At 38.4% G+C, this 18,379-nt stretch carries 18 protein-coding genes; 5 read left to right on the plus strand and 13 right to left on the minus strand.

Translation table 11 applies throughout. From position 1 onward, the window contains the following. Positions 1-415 precede the first annotated feature (415 nt). Both ACVWYG_RS09230 and ACVWYG_RS09235 read right to left on the minus strand, forming a co-directional pair. Positions 416-1,255 carry a hypothetical protein gene (locus tag ACVWYG_RS09230; RefSeq protein ID WP_457269909.1) on the minus strand — a complete coding sequence of 280 codons (840 nt, stop codon included), beginning with the start codon at positions 1,253-1,255 and terminating at the stop codon, positions 416-418. Positions 1,256-1,392: 137 nt separating this feature from the next. Beyond that, positions 1,393-1,917 (minus strand): hypothetical protein, encoded by a 525-nt coding sequence (locus ACVWYG_RS09235; RefSeq protein WP_457269910.1) that lies wholly within the window; start codon positions 1,915-1,917, stop codon positions 1,393-1,395. Between the two features lie 675 nt (positions 1,918-2,592). Here ACVWYG_RS09235 and ACVWYG_RS09240 point away from each other — a divergent pair. Next, positions 2,593-3,111 (plus strand): helix-turn-helix domain-containing protein, encoded by a 519-nt coding sequence (locus ACVWYG_RS09240; RefSeq protein WP_457270053.1) that lies wholly within the window; start codon positions 2,593-2,595, stop codon positions 3,109-3,111. A 525-nt stretch (positions 3,112-3,636) separates the two neighbouring features. Continuing rightward, positions 3,637-3,975 (plus strand): cupin domain-containing protein, encoded by a 339-nt coding sequence (locus ACVWYG_RS09245; RefSeq protein ID WP_457269911.1) that lies wholly within the window; start codon positions 3,637-3,639, stop codon positions 3,973-3,975. 71 nt (positions 3,976-4,046) lie between these two features. Here ACVWYG_RS09245 and ACVWYG_RS09250 read toward each other — a convergent pair whose 3' ends face one another. Further along, entirely contained in the window at positions 4,047-5,672 is a 1,626-nt protein-coding gene (locus tag ACVWYG_RS09250; RefSeq protein ID WP_457269912.1) for a L,D-transpeptidase family protein, read from the minus strand. Positions 5,673-5,677: 5 nt separating this feature from the next. Then, complete coding sequence (locus tag ACVWYG_RS09255) at positions 5,678-6,115, minus strand: hypothetical protein (protein WP_457269913.1); 438 nt, start codon at positions 6,113-6,115, stop codon at positions 5,678-5,680. Between the two features lie 490 nt (positions 6,116-6,605). Here ACVWYG_RS09255 and ACVWYG_RS09260 point away from each other — a divergent pair, with 490 nt between their 5' ends. The 3 genes from ACVWYG_RS09260 (at position 6,606) to ACVWYG_RS09270 (ending at position 11,612) form a co-directional block, all read left to right on the plus strand. Next, positions 6,606-7,640, plus strand: coding sequence for a zinc-dependent alcohol dehydrogenase family protein (locus ACVWYG_RS09260; protein WP_457269914.1), 1,035 nt, complete (start codon positions 6,606-6,608; stop codon positions 7,638-7,640). Positions 7,641-7,870: 230 nt separating this feature from the next. Beyond that, on the plus strand, positions 7,871-10,405 hold the full coding sequence (locus ACVWYG_RS09265; protein ID WP_457269915.1) for a cation-translocating P-type ATPase: 2,535 nt from the start codon (positions 7,871-7,873) through the stop codon (positions 10,403-10,405). Positions 10,406-10,415: 10 nt separating this feature from the next. Beyond that, positions 10,416-11,612: an acetate/propionate family kinase gene (locus ACVWYG_RS09270; RefSeq protein ID WP_457269916.1), complete on the plus strand. Its 1,197-nt coding sequence runs from the start codon at positions 10,416-10,418 to the stop codon at positions 11,610-11,612. A 111-nt stretch (positions 11,613-11,723) separates the two neighbouring features. Here ACVWYG_RS09270 and ACVWYG_RS09275 read toward each other — a convergent pair whose 3' ends face one another. From ACVWYG_RS09275 to atpD, 9 genes are read right to left on the minus strand one after another with little or no spacing between them, the layout of a single operon-like run. Continuing rightward, positions 11,724-12,614, minus strand: coding sequence for a F0F1 ATP synthase subunit gamma (locus tag ACVWYG_RS09275; protein ID WP_457269917.1), 891 nt, complete (start codon positions 12,612-12,614; stop codon positions 11,724-11,726). Next, positions 12,614-14,161 (minus strand): alternate F1F0 ATPase, F1 subunit alpha, encoded by a 1,548-nt coding sequence (locus tag ACVWYG_RS09280; protein WP_457269918.1) that lies wholly within the window; start codon positions 14,159-14,161, stop codon positions 12,614-12,616. Before ACVWYG_RS09280 ends, ACVWYG_RS09275 begins: the two co-directional genes overlap by 1 nt. A 3-nt stretch (positions 14,162-14,164) precedes the next feature. Then, entirely contained in the window at positions 14,165-14,941 is a 777-nt protein-coding gene (locus tag ACVWYG_RS09285) for a F0F1 ATP synthase subunit B family protein (RefSeq protein ID WP_457269919.1), read from the minus strand. A gap of 7 nt (positions 14,942-14,948) precedes the next feature. Then, positions 14,949-15,218 (minus strand): F0F1 ATP synthase subunit C, encoded by a 270-nt coding sequence (locus ACVWYG_RS09290; protein ID WP_354358312.1) that lies wholly within the window; start codon positions 15,216-15,218, stop codon positions 14,949-14,951. A gap of 11 nt (positions 15,219-15,229) precedes the next feature. Then, positions 15,230-15,931 carry a F0F1 ATP synthase subunit A gene (locus tag ACVWYG_RS09295; protein ID WP_457269920.1) on the minus strand — a complete coding sequence of 234 codons (702 nt, stop codon included), beginning with the start codon at positions 15,929-15,931 and terminating at the stop codon, positions 15,230-15,232. Between the two features lie 15 nt (positions 15,932-15,946). Further along, entirely contained in the window at positions 15,947-16,234 is a 288-nt protein-coding gene (locus ACVWYG_RS09300) for an N-ATPase subunit AtpR (RefSeq protein WP_457269921.1), read from the minus strand. A gap of 8 nt (positions 16,235-16,242) precedes the next feature. Beyond that, positions 16,243-16,536, minus strand: coding sequence for an AtpZ/AtpI family protein (locus ACVWYG_RS09305; RefSeq protein ID WP_457269922.1), 294 nt, complete (start codon positions 16,534-16,536; stop codon positions 16,243-16,245). 1 nt (position 16,537) lies between these two features. Then, positions 16,538-16,921, minus strand: a complete 384-nt coding sequence (locus ACVWYG_RS09310; RefSeq protein ID WP_457269923.1) for a F0F1 ATP synthase subunit epsilon — start codon at positions 16,919-16,921, stop codon at positions 16,538-16,540. 8 nt (positions 16,922-16,929) lie between these two features. After that, positions 16,930-18,378: a F0F1 ATP synthase subunit beta gene (gene atpD, locus ACVWYG_RS09315; RefSeq protein ID WP_457269924.1), complete on the minus strand. Its 1,449-nt coding sequence runs from the start codon at positions 18,376-18,378 to the stop codon at positions 16,930-16,932. Between the last annotated feature and the right edge of the window lies 1 nt (position 18,379).

Here is an 18,379-nt window from a genome sequence, read left to right on the forward strand (position 1 = left end):
TGGCTAATCCATATCACGCCAGACAAAAAACCCAAACCCATTTTAGCCTACCCCGGATCTACGCAAAAGATTATGTCCGTTTGATTTAGTGTTACTTAACAAACCTAAGTTATTGTATGAAAAAAAAGCATCAAGAAGCCGGTATCTTAAAATATACTTTACGCTATTATATATATTTGTTTTTCCATAATAGTCAACGCAAATCAAATGCTAAAGTTAACTTGGCGGTAAGACTAAGATATTTATAGATATTGGTCAATTAATTTTGTCAACTCTATGCTACTGGGTCTCGGTGCATCATCGTTCAGCATTTTCCCACTCTGGTCTATAAACATATAAAGTTTATCAGTATTCCCGATCTGTACCTGTCGAAAGCATTAATTTGAGATAGGACAACTTTTACAGTCATATTACCCTAAAGCTTTCCAACCTTTTGTCGCTCCGTGATTGAACTTAAACTATCCTGATATTTTACTACTAAGGACTCACTAATACTTTGCAAAAAGGTAATTTTCGCTTTTAAATTTTTTTCATAAGGCTCTAAATTCTTTCGTTCTTTGAGTATACTAAGTTCTTTGCTGTCTGACGGGTAAACAGTTATATCAGCTTGATAAAAAGCTTTTGTTACTTTGCGATCTTTTGAATAAAACTCGTATTCATAACGCAGATCGTTGCTGTTATTAATATCCAAATCGGAAATAGTCTCCGTTAAAAGTAGGTTTTGAGACGTTGAGAAAAGATTATACAATTTAATGCTTGGAAATTTTATTGGTTTATAAGAGTGACATTCGTCAAATGCTTGAACATACCAATAACTCGATCCATACCATAGCAAATATTTTTTCTGGTTGGTTGTACAACCGTCAATAACAATTTCTTTGGTTCCACCTCCTGCATAAGGATTGTAAGTATAAATAAATTTTGCACCGAACCTATTTAAAAAATCAATTTTCTCTAATAATTTTTCTCCCTCACTGCCGTAATACATGTTATTATACGGAACGGACGTTTCACTCTCTCCAGATTTCCATCCTGACATGCCGGCATTATATACAATTCGACGCCATTGATTGTCGTCTGCTTTAAATTTCCCATTGAGAACATCACGAACAAGATTTTTATATATAATTGCTGCTTTATCATAGACCCTCAGATATATCAATGAATCGCCTGATTTCATAAGCTGTTTTAAATCTTGTCCATGCGAATTCAACATTATCAAGGCTACGACAATTGTAAGCGCGATTTTTTTCATAATTGATAATAATTAACGTCAATAAAAACGAGCTCTAAACCATTCCGTAGAACCCCTTTTAACAACAAGTTTAAAGTATTACTATTGGTGCTCATAAATTGATACCATACACTAAATCACTGCCCGCGGAACAAATACTACGGAAGTTTGTAAATATGTGTTCCCTGTACAGTAGCTGTGCCTGCGCTTAACGTAGTTGTTCTATCAATTGCTGTCTTTTTACTATTTGAACCCATTCCTATATTTTTCATTCCTATAACAGTATGGTTTTGATCGTTAGTTTCGATAGGGTGCGCATCGTCTAGTCCATCATCGGGACCGTCCACAAGGCCAAGGTTGTGCATCATCTCGTGAGTTGTTGTGTTTTGCACAAAATCGGATTGTGTTACTCCGCTATCTTGACCTACGTGGGGAGAAGAGCCTCCACTGTTCCAGAAGTCAGCAATACCGCTATAAACTGCAGCAGTGTCAGCAGTATCAATCTTCATATTCCCAAGGGCATCCGTTGATCCGTAGTTGGTTTTTCCATTTGTAGTTCCACAGTCAGCTGACTGCATGATCGCGCCATAATTAGCAGAAGCTCCCCCATGACTATAAACATCCACTCCTTGAGCGGTTTGTGCAGCCGATAGGGTAGCTTTAGAATATACTGATACACTCATCTTGTAAACTTTACCATCGCTCCTTGTTATATTTCCACCTCCATTAATTTCAGTTGCACTTGCATTTGCAGCAGTATAAAGATTGCCGCCTCCGACTACATATACGTTATCTGGTTTCCCAAATATAATAATCTCCCTAATATTTTTACATAAATGACTTACAAATCAAGGTACGTAACCTGCGAATGGGTTTTAAATTGTTTGGGTATCGATCGGTGAAATTTTAACGGGAGCTTGACACATTTTGGCAATCTACGCAACCCGTTTCAAATAGCTTTCGAACTTATTGAAAGCAATCATATAAAAGACATATGCGGTAGAAGGGAAAACATTTGGCAGCTTTGTAGAATTTTCTCCTCACGAAATTCCCACATCGTCTATAACGGTACTGCACTTGAAATTTCCCGTTATTATCGGCATCCAGAGGTAAACGGTACTTGTGGAGAGATAAGTTGAAGCCAATGGGTGTAGTTCGAAGTCGCCGCGATCAACCTGAAAGACCATCCTTTTAAAAAATATGTTTTAATGTGTGTGGGCCTAGTTGATACTGCACTACCAAGTTGGAAAGATAAATAGCGCCAAGCCTATATGTTAATAAGCGTATTTTAGTATCTTTAGTTTTCCCAGAAAAGATTGAAACTCTACGTTGAATACATGGTTAGCCTCCGTTGTAAAATGGTGGTCAAGGCCGAGCTCGATAAATTGGGTTTGCAGTACGGCAATGTAGATTTAGGTGAAATAGAAATTAAAGGCAATGTGTCTGCTATTCAGCAAGATCAGATCAAAACAGCTTTACTGAAATTTGGTCTCGAGTTAATGGATGATAAAAAGAGCATGTTGATCGAGAAAATTAAAAATGTCATCATAGAAATGGTTCACTACTCTGATGAACTTCCCAAAACAAATTTCTCCAACTATCTTAGTGAGAAGCTTCACTACGATTATACCTATCTTGCCAATCTTTTTTCAGAGGTTCAGAGCATAACAATCCAGCATTTCATCATTATTCATAAAATTGAACGGGTAAAAGAGCTGTTGATTTACGACGAATTGAATCTGACCGAAATTGCCTATCAGCTCCATTACAGTAGCGTTGGGCATTTGTCGAATCAGTTTAAAAAGATTACCGGTCTGACACCTTCTCATTTTAAAGACCTTGGAAATAAAAGGCGAAAGAATCTTGAAAATATGTGAAATGTGCAACATGTTTAGAATATGTTGTAACTTCTAACACAGGCCATTGGTGTATTTTTGATTTGTAAATAAGAAAAACCGATTATTAATAGCGTTTAAAAGTGTCAACCAGTCTAAGAATTATAATAGCAACCGAAGTTTTCTGCTGTTTTTAATTAGTTAGTTGCTTTTCTGATCCAACTCGGTCTTCACTTCGATTTATCAGACAACTTCAGACAATTCATATTTTAGCAATTTAAATGATAAGTGAAGCATAAAAAATCTGTTGTATGAATCATTTTTTATAAGCCAATAAGTTAAATGCAACCGTGTATAGGTCGCAAATTGGGAAGAAAAAATGAAACAGTCTTTTACCTACCATTCTTTAAAAAACGCATAGATTATTAGATGCTTAAGGAGTAAAATACTCTAAACCTAACAAAACTATTCTAGTGGTAAATAAGTACTGTGGCGCCTAAGAAATTGGCATTTGCCAACCCTAGACTGATGACATTTGAATTAAGATAACGAAATAAAGGGGAGGATATGGAACTTGGTGAGATTGAAAAAGCAAAGGGAATTGTGGTCGTGCAGATGATAGAGTACCTTCCTAACGGAATTGTAAGTAAAACAATTGTGAAGAAGCCGACCGGAAATGTAACTATTGTCGCAGTAGATTCGGGTGAAGGATTTACAGAAAAAACTTCGCCTTTTGATGCCTTCGCCCAAATTATTGAAGGAAGCGCCGAAATCATCATAAACGGAAACCCAAACCTTTTGGAAACCGGCGAAGCCATTATTATACCGGCGCATACGCCTCATATTATCAAAGCTGAAGCGCGTTTTAAAATGACATTGACCATAATTAAAAGCGGATATGAATAAGCTACTCAATAAAGAATAGTTATTAAGTTGAACAAAGCTCGGCTAAATGATAGATTAGAGAAATATCCGTTCTATTTGTCTTCTAAAATCATTTCGGCCAACCGATCATCCAAGTAATAGATGTCTTTCCTAAAATTTAATTTTTGGCTCTTGTCTACAAAGGCGGTGAAATAAACAATAAATACAGGAACTGTCTTCCTTAACTTTACCGAGGTTTCTTTTCCACTATGCATGGCAGCATCAATTTTTTTAAGGGTCCATTGTGTTTGAAAACGGAGCAGGAAACTAGCCAATTTAACAGGTTCTTCTACGCGGATACATCCGTGGCTAAATGCTCTGGCCGACTCGCCAAACAAAGATTTGCTCGGGGTATCGTGCAAATAAATGTTATAACTATTTGGGAATAGAAATTTTACGAGCCCTAAAGCATTGTTTGATCCTGGTTTTTGCCTAACAATGGGTAAATCATTTCTATAACCTCTTATTTCCATATAATGCTCAGTAAGGTAGTTTGGATTTTTCTTCATTTGTGGCACTATTTCTTGCTGTACAATACTTTCTGGTACATTCCAATATGGACTGAATACCACAGACTCCAAATCTCCATAGAAAATAGTGGTTGGATGAATGGTTTGCCCAACCACTACATTGCAACTCCACAATAGGCTGTCCTTATGAAAAACGTGTAATTTAAAATCCGGTATATTAACCGCAAGTACATCCTCATTAGAGGCAATAGGCAACCATCGATTACGCTCCATATTTACTAAAATTTGGCGAATACGGCTTTTTAAAGGAATGTTTAAAGCATTGCATGTTTCCCTACCAATTTTTCCATCTATTTTTAAGCCGTTCCTTTTTTGAAACTGCCTAGTAGATTCGTAAAGATTCTTATCAAATAAGGTGGTAGTAGTATCGCCCTGATAGTCCTCAAACAAAAAAAGACGTTTTTTTACCTGTGCTATAAATAAAGAAGAATCGCCCTGTTGACTGCTTATGCTGGTTTGATTTAAAATCGGCCATGTTTCCTGTAGCGCTAAATCCTTGTATTTTTTAAGAAAGCCTTTAAGTAAATTATATTGCCTATAAACAGGTTCTTTTATTAATTCATTTGGGTCTTTACTGCTTAAAAGCGTATCTAGATATTCCTCATATTGTACTTTCTTACGTGGTAAATACCATTTTAGAGATTCGCTGACAGACTGGTCCATCCCTTCCCAACTAAGTTTAGAAAATATAAAGTATTGGGCGGTTAGCATAATTTCTAAAGCGCTGTTGGGTTTTTCAGCAGGGAAAGATTCTGCTCGATAAATAAACGAATCTAATGCATTTTGATAAGGAACCTTTTGAGAGATGCCCTCATCTCCTAAATTGCTTATTCTATTGTGAAGGTTGTAAGCCTGTTCAATTATTTTTCCTTCGCTATACCATGCAAAAGAAAAATCTCTCGACCTATAAAAAGTAATAACTTCTTGTTCCACATTTTTTAAGAGTGGGTAAGATCTAAAAAACAATTTAATTATTAAACTGTCGAGATTATGGTCTCCCTGTCCGATATAATCCTTTCTTATGCTTTTGTTCGATGTAGTTGGGGCAATGTTTAATGACTTTTCTTTCTGCACTATTTGACTATGGCACAAAAAAAATGGCCAATTAAGTACGACAATAAAAATACCCCTCAATAAAAATCCTTTCATTCTTATTACGTCATCAATAAGACGGTTTTATTTTCTGCATTAATCAGTTTTTCAGTCAGGTCAAATAAGTCTTTGCGCAAGGTTTTTCTCTCCAAAAGAAATAGGGTCTTAATATTTTCTATGATCTGCGCATTTTCTTGTAGCAGTCTAAGGCCTACGGTTTTTGTTTGATTTTTAATTAACGATTTCAATAAGTGCTGGTGTTGGCTGATCAATGCTTTAAATGCTTGTCGTTTTTTATATAAAGCAGTCAACCGTTTGTTTACAGGCTGTATTTCATGCACTCTTTTTTTATGCATGGCCAAGGTGTTTATTTTGTCGAATAAATTTTCGAATATATGTGTTTCGTCTTCGAGAAATAAAACATCCGACAACCATTCTTTATTTTGAAGGTAAAGTTCTTGTAGTTCGTCGGATAATTGGTGGTTTTCTATTGCTTCCAAAATCGCATGGTTTAGGGGGGCAAAGTCACCATTACGCTTAAAAATTCAAATGACATTCGACCATTTCATTTATGATGCTCATCACGATTTTACATTCGCTTTAAAAATAGGACAGCGTTGGCATTCACATTGGTTTTCCGATTGACTGTTTAACTTCTTTTATTGTAATTAGCATACACTTCAACGCTAGTATTTAAACAACAGTAGACCTTATAGAATACTTGATAGTTATCTTAATGTGTGAAAGATGTAAGGTCTTTAAAAAGATATGTAAAAGTTGGTTGGCTCGATTTGTTGACCTTTACACCAACAAGAACCTAATGAGGCACGCCGAAACAAAAGATAATAGATTCTTGCCTTTTGATCGATTTTGAAAATTGATTTGCGCTAGCTCATTCATAAAGAAGAAAGGCCGCTCTATTTCAGAAAAAAATGGTAGAAATGCGCAGTTGTAAAAAAAGCTCAACCATCAACCAATAATCTTAAAATTATGAAAGCACTAGTATACGGAGGTCCCGGTAAAATTGCATTGCAGGAGGTATCAAAACCCGTTATCGAAAAACAGACAGACGCGCTGGTAAAAATTTTAAAAACTACAATCTGTGGAACGGATTTAGGTATTCTACATGGTAAAACACCGTCGGTTAAAGCGGGTACCACTTTGGGACATGAAGGTGTTGGGATTATTGAGGAAGTTGGAACGTCAGTTGTCAATTTTAAAAAGGGAGATCATGTCATTATTTCCTGTATTACTGCAGATGGAACTTGCGAATACTGCAAAAAACAGTTGTATTCCCATTGCGTAGATGGCGGCTGGATTTTAGGGCATTTAATTAATGGAACACAGGCAGAATATGTTCGCATTCCGCATGCAGATAATAGTTTGCACTTAATTCCGCCAAATACCGACGAAGAGGCCTTGGTAATGCTGAGCGATATTTTGCCAACAGGCTTTGAAATAGGTGTTGTTGCCGGACAAGTTAAGCCCGGCGATGTGATTGCTATTGTTGGTGCGGGACCAATAGGAATGGCTGCTCTGCTCACGGCGCATTTCTATTCGCCATCCAAAATTTATATGATAGATATTGATGAAAATCGGTTAGCAATGGCAAAAAAATTCGGTGCCACAGATGTGATTAATTCTGGTACTGAAGATGCCGTACAAAGGATACTCGCCGAAACAAAAGATGGAGTAGACGTAGCCATTGAAGCTGTTGGAATTCCTGCTACTTTTGATGTTTGCCAGAATATTGTTCGTCCTGGTGGTTACCTTGCAAATATTGGCGTGCACGGAAAACCGGTCAGCCTTCAAATTCAAGACCTTTGGATAAAAAATATTACCATAACCATGGGCTTAGTTAATACGAATACAACCGCAATGCTATTAAAAACAGTAACTTCAGGTAAGCTTAAACCAAATCAATTAATTACCCACCATTTTAAATTAGATGAAATTTTAAAGGCTTATGAAGTTTTTGGCAATGCAGGAAAAGAGAAAGCAATGAAAGTGATTATCGAACCGTAATGATCCATCGCAGAAAAAAGATCTTTAATTTTAAGCAAGTAAAGGGGTAAATTTGCCACTCTAAATCGCTTATCTAGGTATGATAAACCAACTGATTGGTGATGATAAACGACTGAGAAGACTTATGTAGCGCAATGCGCTTGGTCTTAAACACTGTAAGCCAAATAATAGCGTACACGCAATTGGTTTGAGCACCGTTAGGAAGGCGGTTAAAATTATTTCTCTTGTAAATGGCCGAGTTTCTAAAAACTAAATATACTTATGTTTCGGGTCTCGATATCGACGGGTTAACGGATAAGCAAGTTTTTGCCGCAAGAAAGCTCCACGGGGAGAATCGCCTTGAATTTAAAAAGGAAAGCGGATTTTTTGACGCTTTAAAAAGTGTTGCAAAAGAGCCAATGGTAATTTTATTATTGGCCACCTCTTCTATTTATTTCGTTAGCGGAAAAACCGGTGACGGCATATTCATGGCTTCCGCAATTGTTTTAGTAGCCACTATTTCTTTGTATCAAGATTCTAGAAGTAGGAATGCGCTAGAAAAATTAAAAGAGCTAAGCCAACCAATCTGCAAAGTAATTAGGAATGGCGAAATACGGGAGATTAGAAGCGAGGAAGTTGTAGTCGGCGACAGCCTGATAATTGAAGAAGGTACTGCGGTTGCTGCGGATGGACTGATTGTTCATTCCAATGATTTTTCGGTAGACGAGTCAATTCTTACTGGTGAATCTTTATCTGTGTATAGAGATGTATCAAAGTATAAAAATCTAGTTTCGAGTGGTACAAAAGTTGCCAGCGGTTTAGCCTTCATTACGGTAACAGCAATCGGCAATGCCACTAACCTTGGTAAGATCGGCAAAAGCCTAGAAAACATTCAAGAAGAAAAAACCCCGTTAGAAATACAGATCAATAGTTTTGTGAAGAAGATGGTGGTGTTAGGCGTGATTGTCTTCTTCATCGTTTGGGGCATAAACTATTTCCAGTCGTTTAGTATTTCAAATAGCTTGCTAAAGGCGCTCACTTTGGCAATGAGTATTTTACCCGAAGAAATTCCAGTCGCTTTTACCACATTTATGGCACTTGGCGCCTGGCGGTTGATGAAGATGGGAATTATTGTGAAGCAAATGAAAACAGTGGAGACATTAGGCAGTGCAACCGTTATTTGCACCGACAAAACAGGAACCCTTACTGAAAATAGAATGAGCTTGGCGGAAATCTTCACGATGCCTTCAGGTAAAATCTTCAAACCAGGTGAGGCACTAGAAGAAGAGGCAAAAGCATTTATTAAGGTTGCCATGTTTGCGAGTGAGCCCATTCCATTTGATCCGATGGAAGTATCACTTCATGCAGCATATCAAAATTCGTGCACTTCAGATGAACGAAAAGACTATAGAATTGTGCACGAATATCCCTTAGAAGGAAAACCACCAATGATGACGCATGTTTTCGAAAATAAGTTTGGAAAGAGAATCATTGCGTCCAAAGGTGCGCCAGAAACCATGATGAAAGTCTGTGATCTAACTACAATCGAGAAACAACAGATTAACGAGGCAATTACAAACATGACATATTTGGGATTTAGAGTTTTGGGCGTTGGAGAAACCAGTTTTGAGGGCAGCGATTACCCGACAAATCAACAAGACTTTGCCTTTACTTTTAAAGGGGTTGTGGCATTTTATGATCCACCAAAAAAAAATATTGCTAAAGTTTTGGCAGACTTCTATACTGCAGGTATTGCTGTCAAAATTATTACCGGCGATAATTTGACCACTACAATGGCAATTTGTAAGCAGGTAGGATTTAGAGGATTTGATAGAAGTATTTCTGGCGCGGATTTGATGCATTTATCTGACCTAGACCTTCAGCGGAAAGTAGAAGAAGTGAATGTTTTTACCAGGATGTTTCCTGAAGCAAAATTTAAAATTATTACTGCATTAAAAAAAAATAATCAAATTGTTGCAATGATAGGCGATGGTGTAAATGATGGACCGGCACTTAAAGCGGCACACATTGGGATAGCGATGGGCAAAAAAGGAACAGAAATTGCAAAGCAGGCCGCTTCCTTAATCCTTAAGGAAGACGATCTTTCTCAAATGGTCGATGCCGTGGCCATGGGACGCCGAATTTATGCGAATCTTAAAAAAGCCATTCAATACATTATTTCAATTCACATTCCGATTGTATTGACGGTTTTCCTTCCATTAGCTTTGGGATGGATTTATCCAAACATATTTTCGCCGGTTCACATTATCTTTTTAGAGTTAATAATGGGGCCAACCTGCTCTATTATTTATGAAAATGAGCCAATGGAAAAAAATACTATGTTTCGGAAACCTCATGCACTTTCCAATACTTTTTTCAGTTTAAAAGAACTTGCCACAAGTATCATACAAGGCTTAACAATTGCAGCAGCAACTTTACTTATTTATCAATACGGGATTTACCATTATTTCAACGAGTCTGCCATAAGAACTTCGGTTTTTATTGTTCTTATTACTGCAAATGTGTTCCTCACATTGGTAAACCGATCATTTTATTACTCCATTTTTACCACTATGAAGTACAAAAACCGACTTGTTTTACTCATCATCGGAATTACTATTGTTATCACAGGATTGTTGCTTTTTGTAAACCCTTTAGCTACCTTTTTCCAGTTTCAAAAGCCGACCTTTGGTCAAGTTGCGATTTCTGTTGGTACAGGATTTATGTCAGTTATATGGTATGAAGCCATAAAATGGAGGAAGCGGGCGAAAGTGAATAATAATTAAGCCAAATGCCATGAAGATAGCAAAAAAAAATATTCTTACCATCAATGGTGGTTCTTCCAGTATAAAGTTTTCTTTGTATGAAGTTGGAACAACATTGGAACGGCTGCTTCATGGAGAAATTGAGAATATAGGAACTAAAAACGCAAAATTTCATTTTATCGGTAAGGACAATCATCAAATAGATGGTGTAGGTCTTAATGCTATAAATCATGGGCAAGGAGCTACCCATTTGATGGAATGGCTTGGAAAACGTGTAGAATTTACTTCAGTTGTCGCCATCGGACATCGAATTGTGCATGGTATGAATCACACCGATCCAGAGCTGATTACCGATAAGCTCATGAAAGAACTGAAGAAAGTTAGTGCATTCGACCCAGAACATTTGCCAGCAGAGCTTGAATTGATTGAGGTATTTAGGACTCATTATCCAGAGTTACAACAAATAGCTTGTTTTGATACATCCTTCCACACATCAATGCCAGTTGTTGCAAAATTATTAGCATTACCTCGGCGCTATTTTGAGATGAGCATCCATCGCTATGGTTTTCATGGGCTCTCTTATACTTTTTTAATGGAATCGCTTGAGCGGATGGATGGAAAAAAAACTGCAAAAGGAAAGGTCATCTTAGCGCATTTAGGTAGCGGCGCTAGCTTGGCTGCGGTAAAAAATGGTAAAAGTATAGATACCAGTATGGGCTTTACCCCAACGGGCGGTCTGCCAATGTCTACTCGTACAGGAGATCTAGATCCGGGGGCAGTCTGGTTTTTAATAAAGCAAGAAAACCTCAGTCCGCAAAAACTTAGCACTCTAATTAATCATAAATCTGGTTTGCTTGGTATTTCAGAAACCAATGCAGATGTACGCGAATTGATAAAAATCGAGGGAAAAGATGTCCGCGCCAAAGAGGCTATAGATTTCTTTTGCTATCAAACTAAAAAATGGATCGGATCTTTTGCCGCTGCGCTAGGCGGATTAGATGTATTGGTGTTCTCGGGAGGCATAGGAGAAAATTCACATGAGTTAAGAGCTAGAATTTGCGAAAACCTCACATTCCTGGGAATTCATTTGGATGATAGCAAGAATAGAAATAACGACTCGATAATTTCTTCGGCTAAAAGTACGGTGAAAGTCCGCGTTATAAAAACAGATGAGGAATTTATCATCGCAAAGTTCACGTGTAAAGTGCTAAACATAGATTCTAATTAAATTTTTAAAAATTTAGTTGGCTATGCTTGCGTCAGTTTGATTGAACTAAGATTTGTTTGAAAAGCAATCTTTGCATGGTTTATTAACTACTCTTACTAAGTTAATCGAGTTTTACCGATGTTTCTTCAAAGCTTCAAATCCAGAGACAACATCGAAAAGTTCCTCATCGATCATACTTTGGCGCAAACTTTGGAATTTTTTACTTAGGGTGCTTAGCACATCACTTATGCTTTTTTCTGCCCGTTGCATTGCTTCCAACCGACTTGCGTTTTCTGCCGCCAAAGATTCTGTACATGCCCTAAATCCCGAAACAAAAAGATAGGCGTTGATAAGCGCGGCTAGTGTAGTTTTCGGATTTCCAGCAATCTCTGGTATGTTTTTGGTTGGCCATTGGATTGCAGTTAGTCCATGTAGCCATTTTTGGTCGAGTGGCAATAAACGCTGCATTACAGGTTTGTACCCTGCTCCGATTTTAGGCTGGTTATGAAAAATGTAAAATTTAACGACATGATCGGTTTCTCTTGTGGCTTCAATTCCAAGAAGAATATGTTGCACCAAAGGGGTTACTGCATCTATCGATCCGGGTACGGGGTAAGATTTTGTGATGTTTAAACCTACATCCAATAAAAGTGCCTGAACGCGTTCGCCAATTACCCAAAGCTCTTTCTTACCCTTGATGTCATTAAGCGTTTGCTGCACAAATTCAGAAATTAAATCATTAAACTGTCCAACTAAGCCGAGATCTGACCCAAAAACAATAACGCAAACAGTTTGGTCTTCTTCCTTTTTGATTGAAGGATTTTTAACAAGTGTTTGAACTTTTTCTGCCGTAAAATAGGCTTTGATGCCTAATGTTACGGTCTGGTAATAATCGCCAAGAGAGGCTACCGCCGCTTCGTATTGTGCAATATTAGCAGCTGCCATTGCCTTCATGGCTCTAACTACTGATTTTATATCTTTTGCGCCGTCCAGTTCGCGGTTTAAATCCTCTAACGTATCCATTAATTTAAGGTCGGATCAGACAACTTTTGCCCCTGTAACGGAGTCAATAGTTCTTTGGTGATTTTCAAAATTGAGCGCCTGTCGGCATCACTTAAAGGTTTATCTTCAGACAGACGTTTTAATACCTCATCAGGAAAATTCCCCATCTGTTTAAGGATTGTTGCTTCTGCTTCAGCTATTTTTGTGGTTGGAATTTCGTCAAAAAGTCCATTTGTTAGGGCGAGCAAAATAACTATTTGTTCTGCTACAGTAAGTGGACTCAACTCATTTTGTTTCAAACAGATTCTGATGCGTTGCCCATGATCGATTACTTTTTTGGTGTTGTCATCGAGGCGAGTGCCAAAACGAGAAAAATTTTCTAGCTCCTCAAACTGTGCATACTGCAATTTTAAATTTACGATTGACTTATAGACAGGTAATTGTGCATTAGATCCAACTCGCGAAACTGATTTACCAACATCAACAGCTGGCAAATTACCGGCTTCAAATAATTTTGGAGATAGATAAATCTGTCCGTCTGTAATAGAAATTAAATTGGTTGGGATGTAAGCGGATATATTTTGTGCTTCAGTTTCGATAATTGGAAGAGCAGTGAGCGATCCGCCTTTTAATTCTTCACTTAAATGAGTTGCTCGTTCTAACAATCTGGAATGGATATAGAATATATCGCCAGGAAAAGCTTCCCTTCCTGGTGGCCTGCGTAAAAGTAGAGAAAGCTCTCGATAAGCGCGTGCATGATGTGTTAAATCATCATATACAATCAGTACGTTTCGCCCTTGCTCCATAAAATATTCGGCAATAGTTGTTGCAGCATAAGGCGCTATGTATTTTAATCCTGCAGCGTTATTGCCTTCTGCCACCATCACCATGGTATAATCCATCGCTCCATTTTTTTCTAAGTTGGCAATAACTTTAGCAACTGCAGCAGCCCGCTGTCCTATTGCGCAATAAACACATATAACGTCTTTTCCTTTTTGATTTACTATGGCATCAATCGCTATTTGAGTTTTCCCGGTTTGTCTGTCGCCAACAATCAATTCTCGCTGCCCGCGACCGATCGGGATCAAAGCATCAATAACTTTTATTCCTGTTTGCAGCGGTTTATTCACTGCAGCTCGATCCATAATGGCCGGCGATGGCCTTTCTATGGGTAGCCTTTTGCTCGTTAAAATAGCGCCCTTGCCATCGATGGCAGTGCCCATTGGATCTATAACCCGACCGATTAAATGCTCGCCCACAGCAATATCCATCACCCGGCCCGTACGCTCCACTTCATCGCCTGCGTTAAGCAAAGTATCTTCGCCCAATAAAATTACACCGATCTCATCTGCGTCTAAATTATAAGCGATTCCGTATAAGTTTTCCGAAAATTTTAACAATTCTTCAAAACCTGCTCCCTCAAGTCCAGAAACTTTTACAATGCCTGTGGCCACACTTGTTACGTAACCAATTTCTTTGGGCACCAATTCGAAAACGTATTCCGAAATGCCTTTATCGAGTTGTTTAAAAGTGCTTTCGATACGGTCTTTTAAAGTAGTTGATGGCATTTATTATGAATTAACTGGTTCAGGTTTTTCCTTCTCTGTAGCGGGTAAACTTTTTTCTAGAGAATTGATGTAGGCAGAAAAACTCCAAGAAAGTTTATATCCATTTGTCGCTAGTTCTATGCCGCTTATCATTTTCGGATCTGTCTTAAACTCGTACTTAATTTTGCCGCCGAGTATGGTTTCAATTTCAGTTTTTATCATGCTCTGTTCCTTATCCGATAAATTAAAAGCACTTTTAATTAACAATAGATTTGCATTTGACTCAAAAGCTTTTAAAAACTGTGTCTTTTCTTTAGCGCTTGTTGCTCTGATTTTTTTGATAAACACGTGGATCGATTGCGCTTCCAAAGTTGTAGACGCCATATCGGTAAGGGCCTTTTTAGTAAGCGAAAAAACCGCTTGTTGGGTTTGCCGGACTAACTGATCATTCAAGGTTTTTTGCAGCGTTTTTGATTCACTGTTTAATTTCAATTTTACATGTGCTGCTTCTTTGTGCGCTGCATCTAGTAACTTTTGGCGTTCCTGTCCTGTTTCAAACGTGGCCTCAGCCATCATTTTCTTTTTCTGACTGTCGAACAGATCATTTTTCTTGAGAAACTCATCTTGTTCTATCTTCGCTTCTGTCTTTTTAGCCTTTGCATCTGCAAGCTCAGTAGCTATCTTTTTCTCACGCTCATCCACGGCATGAAGAATTGGTTTGTATAGGTATTTTTTCATCAACCAAACAAGCACCAAAAAATTGACGAGCTGCGCAATTACCGTAAACCAATTAATTTGCATGATTTTGTTATTTAGCTATGATGTGCGTCCAGAACGGATTTGCGAAAATAAGAATCATCGAAACGACGAAGCAATAAATGGCAGTTGACTCGATCATTGCTAAGCCAACAAATAAAGTTCTTGTTATGGTCGGCGCGGCGTCTGGCTGTTGTGCGATCGAGCCCAAAGCAGTTGCGACTGCTTTGCCCTCACTTAAAGCGGGAAACATGCAACCGATACCTGTTGTTAATCCTGCGGTGATAATTGATGCGATTGCTATTGATGATACATTGTCCATTTTACTTATAATTAATGTTTTTGTTGAATAGATAATTTTTTCTTCTTAATGCTTTCTTGAACTGCAGCGGCTATGTAAACGGTAGCCAATATGCTAAATATGTAGGCTTGTACCATACCTGTAAGCAAACCAAGAGCTTTCATTACGATTGGTATAAATAATGGAGATATACTTAACAAGATAGCAACGATCATTCCACCACTCATAATGTTGCCGAATAGCCTAATGGCGAGCGCCAAAGTCCTAGACAATTCGCTAATGATGTTAAAAGGCAGCATAATAAAAGTGGGTTTGATATACGTTTTTAAATAAGCGAAAAAACCACTTTTTTGAATCCCGAAAAAAGGAACAGCCAAAAATACGGCGATGGCAAGCGCTGCCGTAGTAGAAAGTGAGCCCGTTGGCGGCTCGTACCAGGGCAATACAATCCAGAAATTACAAACGGCAATAAATAAAAACAGCGTACCGATGAATCCGATGTATCGGGAGGGATTTTCAAGTCCTACTTCTTTAATTTGTTCAATTATTCCTGTTACAACAATTTCTAGCATGCATTGCCACCGAGAAATTTTATGGGTAGTTTTCAGTTTTCGCGTAACCAGTTTTGCGCCGACAACCATAAATGCCATTACTGCCCATGTAGTAACAATGGTTAGGTTGATGGTGAAGAAGCCATGGCTCCAAAAAACAGTCTGATCGGGTGTTAAGTTCATAGTTAATTAGCCTTATTAGTTAGCCTTTGTTGGTGTGAGTTGTTTTTTTTCAAGATGCTTTGTAAACCATAACACCAAAAAGCGGGAAATAACAAACCCAGCAACGCTTACTAGAATTCGCTGCAAGCTGCCCGCAGCAACAAAATACAATCCTGTTAAAACAATGGCAGTTCTAATTAACGAACTCGCTAAAAACCACAACGCTGCATAAGGCGTACCCAAACTTTTTTTAACCGTGAGCCACAAACCACCGAAAAATAGGATTCCCAATAGTAGTCCGCATGTAAATGTTGTTGCCATCATAACTATTTTTATTGCTTATCTTCTTTTATAACCCAATTCCAAGCGATGGCACAACCCAATACCAGACCTAAAATCAAACACGTTACTGTCCAAGAAAAGGGTTGTGGGTAGTTCTTATCCAACCAAATTCCACCAACGGTGCCCAAAAAAGTTGGCGCGGTGATAGACCAGCCTACCATTCCGAACATGCCGAGACCAAACCACTCAGCTCTTTTTTTTTCGTTGAGCGCTTTTAGTTTACGTTTCTCTTTCTCGGATATTATCCGACCAAAAAAACCATCGTCATCTTCGGGCTTTGCCATTTTATATCTGTTCAAATTTCTTCAACCTAGAAAGAAATCCGCTTTCCAGTTTTGAGGCCATCTGACGAACTTTTTCTTCATTCTCATCTATATTCTTAAACTCACCTCGTACTGTGTCTGCCAATTTTCCAAGTTCCACACCTCCCACGGCATTTCTGACAGAAACCAACACTTGAGGTCCGGCTTTTACCAATATTCCTTCACTTACTGCCACATAGTGAGTTTTATCCGTGGTATAGCTAAAAATACCTGGCAGCAATACGGCAACACAATCTAAGCGTTGCGGTAAAAAACCGAAAGATCCCTCGCTTGTCTCTGCAACGATGTTAGCCACATTTTTAACTTCAGCAAAGACCCTATAGGGAAGTAATATTTTTAGGTTCATATTGTTTTTTATTGAGCCCCATGTGCTGTAATTGGCTCTCCTTTTTTGATAGTTTTATTATTCAGTGCTTCTTCAATAGTGCCTATCATGTAAAAAGCATTCTCAGGCAAATCTTTAAACTCATCAGCTAAAATACGTTCGCATCCATCTAAGGCATCTTTCAAATTGACCACTGTGCCTTTTACGCCGCTAAACTGTTCGGTAGCAAAAAATGGCTGTGTTAAAAAACGCTCTAAACGTCTTGCCCGATTTACCACGAGTCTATCATCAGTTGATAATTGGTCCAATCCAAGCATGGAAATAATGTCTTTTAAATCCTCGTATTTCGCGAGCGTTTGTCTAATCTGTTGAGCGAGCTGATAGTGTCTATCGCCGATAATTCCTGGCGTAGCCATTTTAGAATTTGATTGCAAAAAATCTATAGACGGGTAAAGACCTTCACTCGCCCTTTCTCGCGAAAGTACAATGGTTGCAGAGAGGTGAGAAAATGCATGCACGGCGGCAGGGTCGGTCAAATCATCGGCTGGTACATATACGGCTTGTATAGAGGTAATTGCGCCAGCATCTGTGTTGGCAATACGCTCCTCTAAAGCCGATAATTCAGTTTCTAATGTTGGCTGATAACCCAAACGCGATGGCATTTGACCCATTAAGCCAGACACTTCCATACCCGCCTGAATAAATCGAAAGATATTGTCTATGAGTAGTAAAACATCCTTATGCTCAACATCTCGAAAATATTCTGCCATAGTTAAAGCAGCATGACCAACCCGAAAACGGGCACCTGGTGGCTCGTTCATTTGCCCAAACATCATAATCATGTTGTCTAGCAAATCCGCTTCTTTCATCGCATTATACAGTTCGTTGCCTTCCCGACACCGTTCGCCTATGCCGCAGAACATACTTACTCCCTTATTCCGACCAACCATGTTGTGGATCATTTCTGTTAACAAAACCGTTTTTCCAACGCCTGCCCCGCCAAACAAACCAGCTTTTCCTCCCCGTTCAAGGGGGATCAAAACATCAATAGCCTTTATGCCTGTTTCAAAAACCTGTGATTCTGTGGCGCGTTTATTTAATGGGGGAGGAGCTTGATGAATGTTTCTCTTTTCTCCTTCGGCCAATTTCTTTAAATGATCTATCGTATTTCCGAATACATCAAACATTCTACCTAGGGTTCTTTTTCCGATAGGAACCATCATTTCTTTACCGTCAGTTTCTATATCCATACCCCTTGCTAAACCTTGAGTAGGAGTTAATGAAATTCCTCTTATGGTATTTTCATCTAACTGCGACAAAACTTCTATGGCTATTTCTTTAGTTTTGCCAGCGTGGAGTAAAGTGTAAACTGCCGGTAATGAGTCTTCAAAACGGGCATCTATAACACTGCCTCTTACGGATATAATTTTGCCGAAGTTCAGCTTTTTTTGATAAATATGTGTTAAATCAGCTTTCATT

The sequence above is a fragment of the Pedobacter sp. UYEF25 genome (assembly GCF_054061655.1).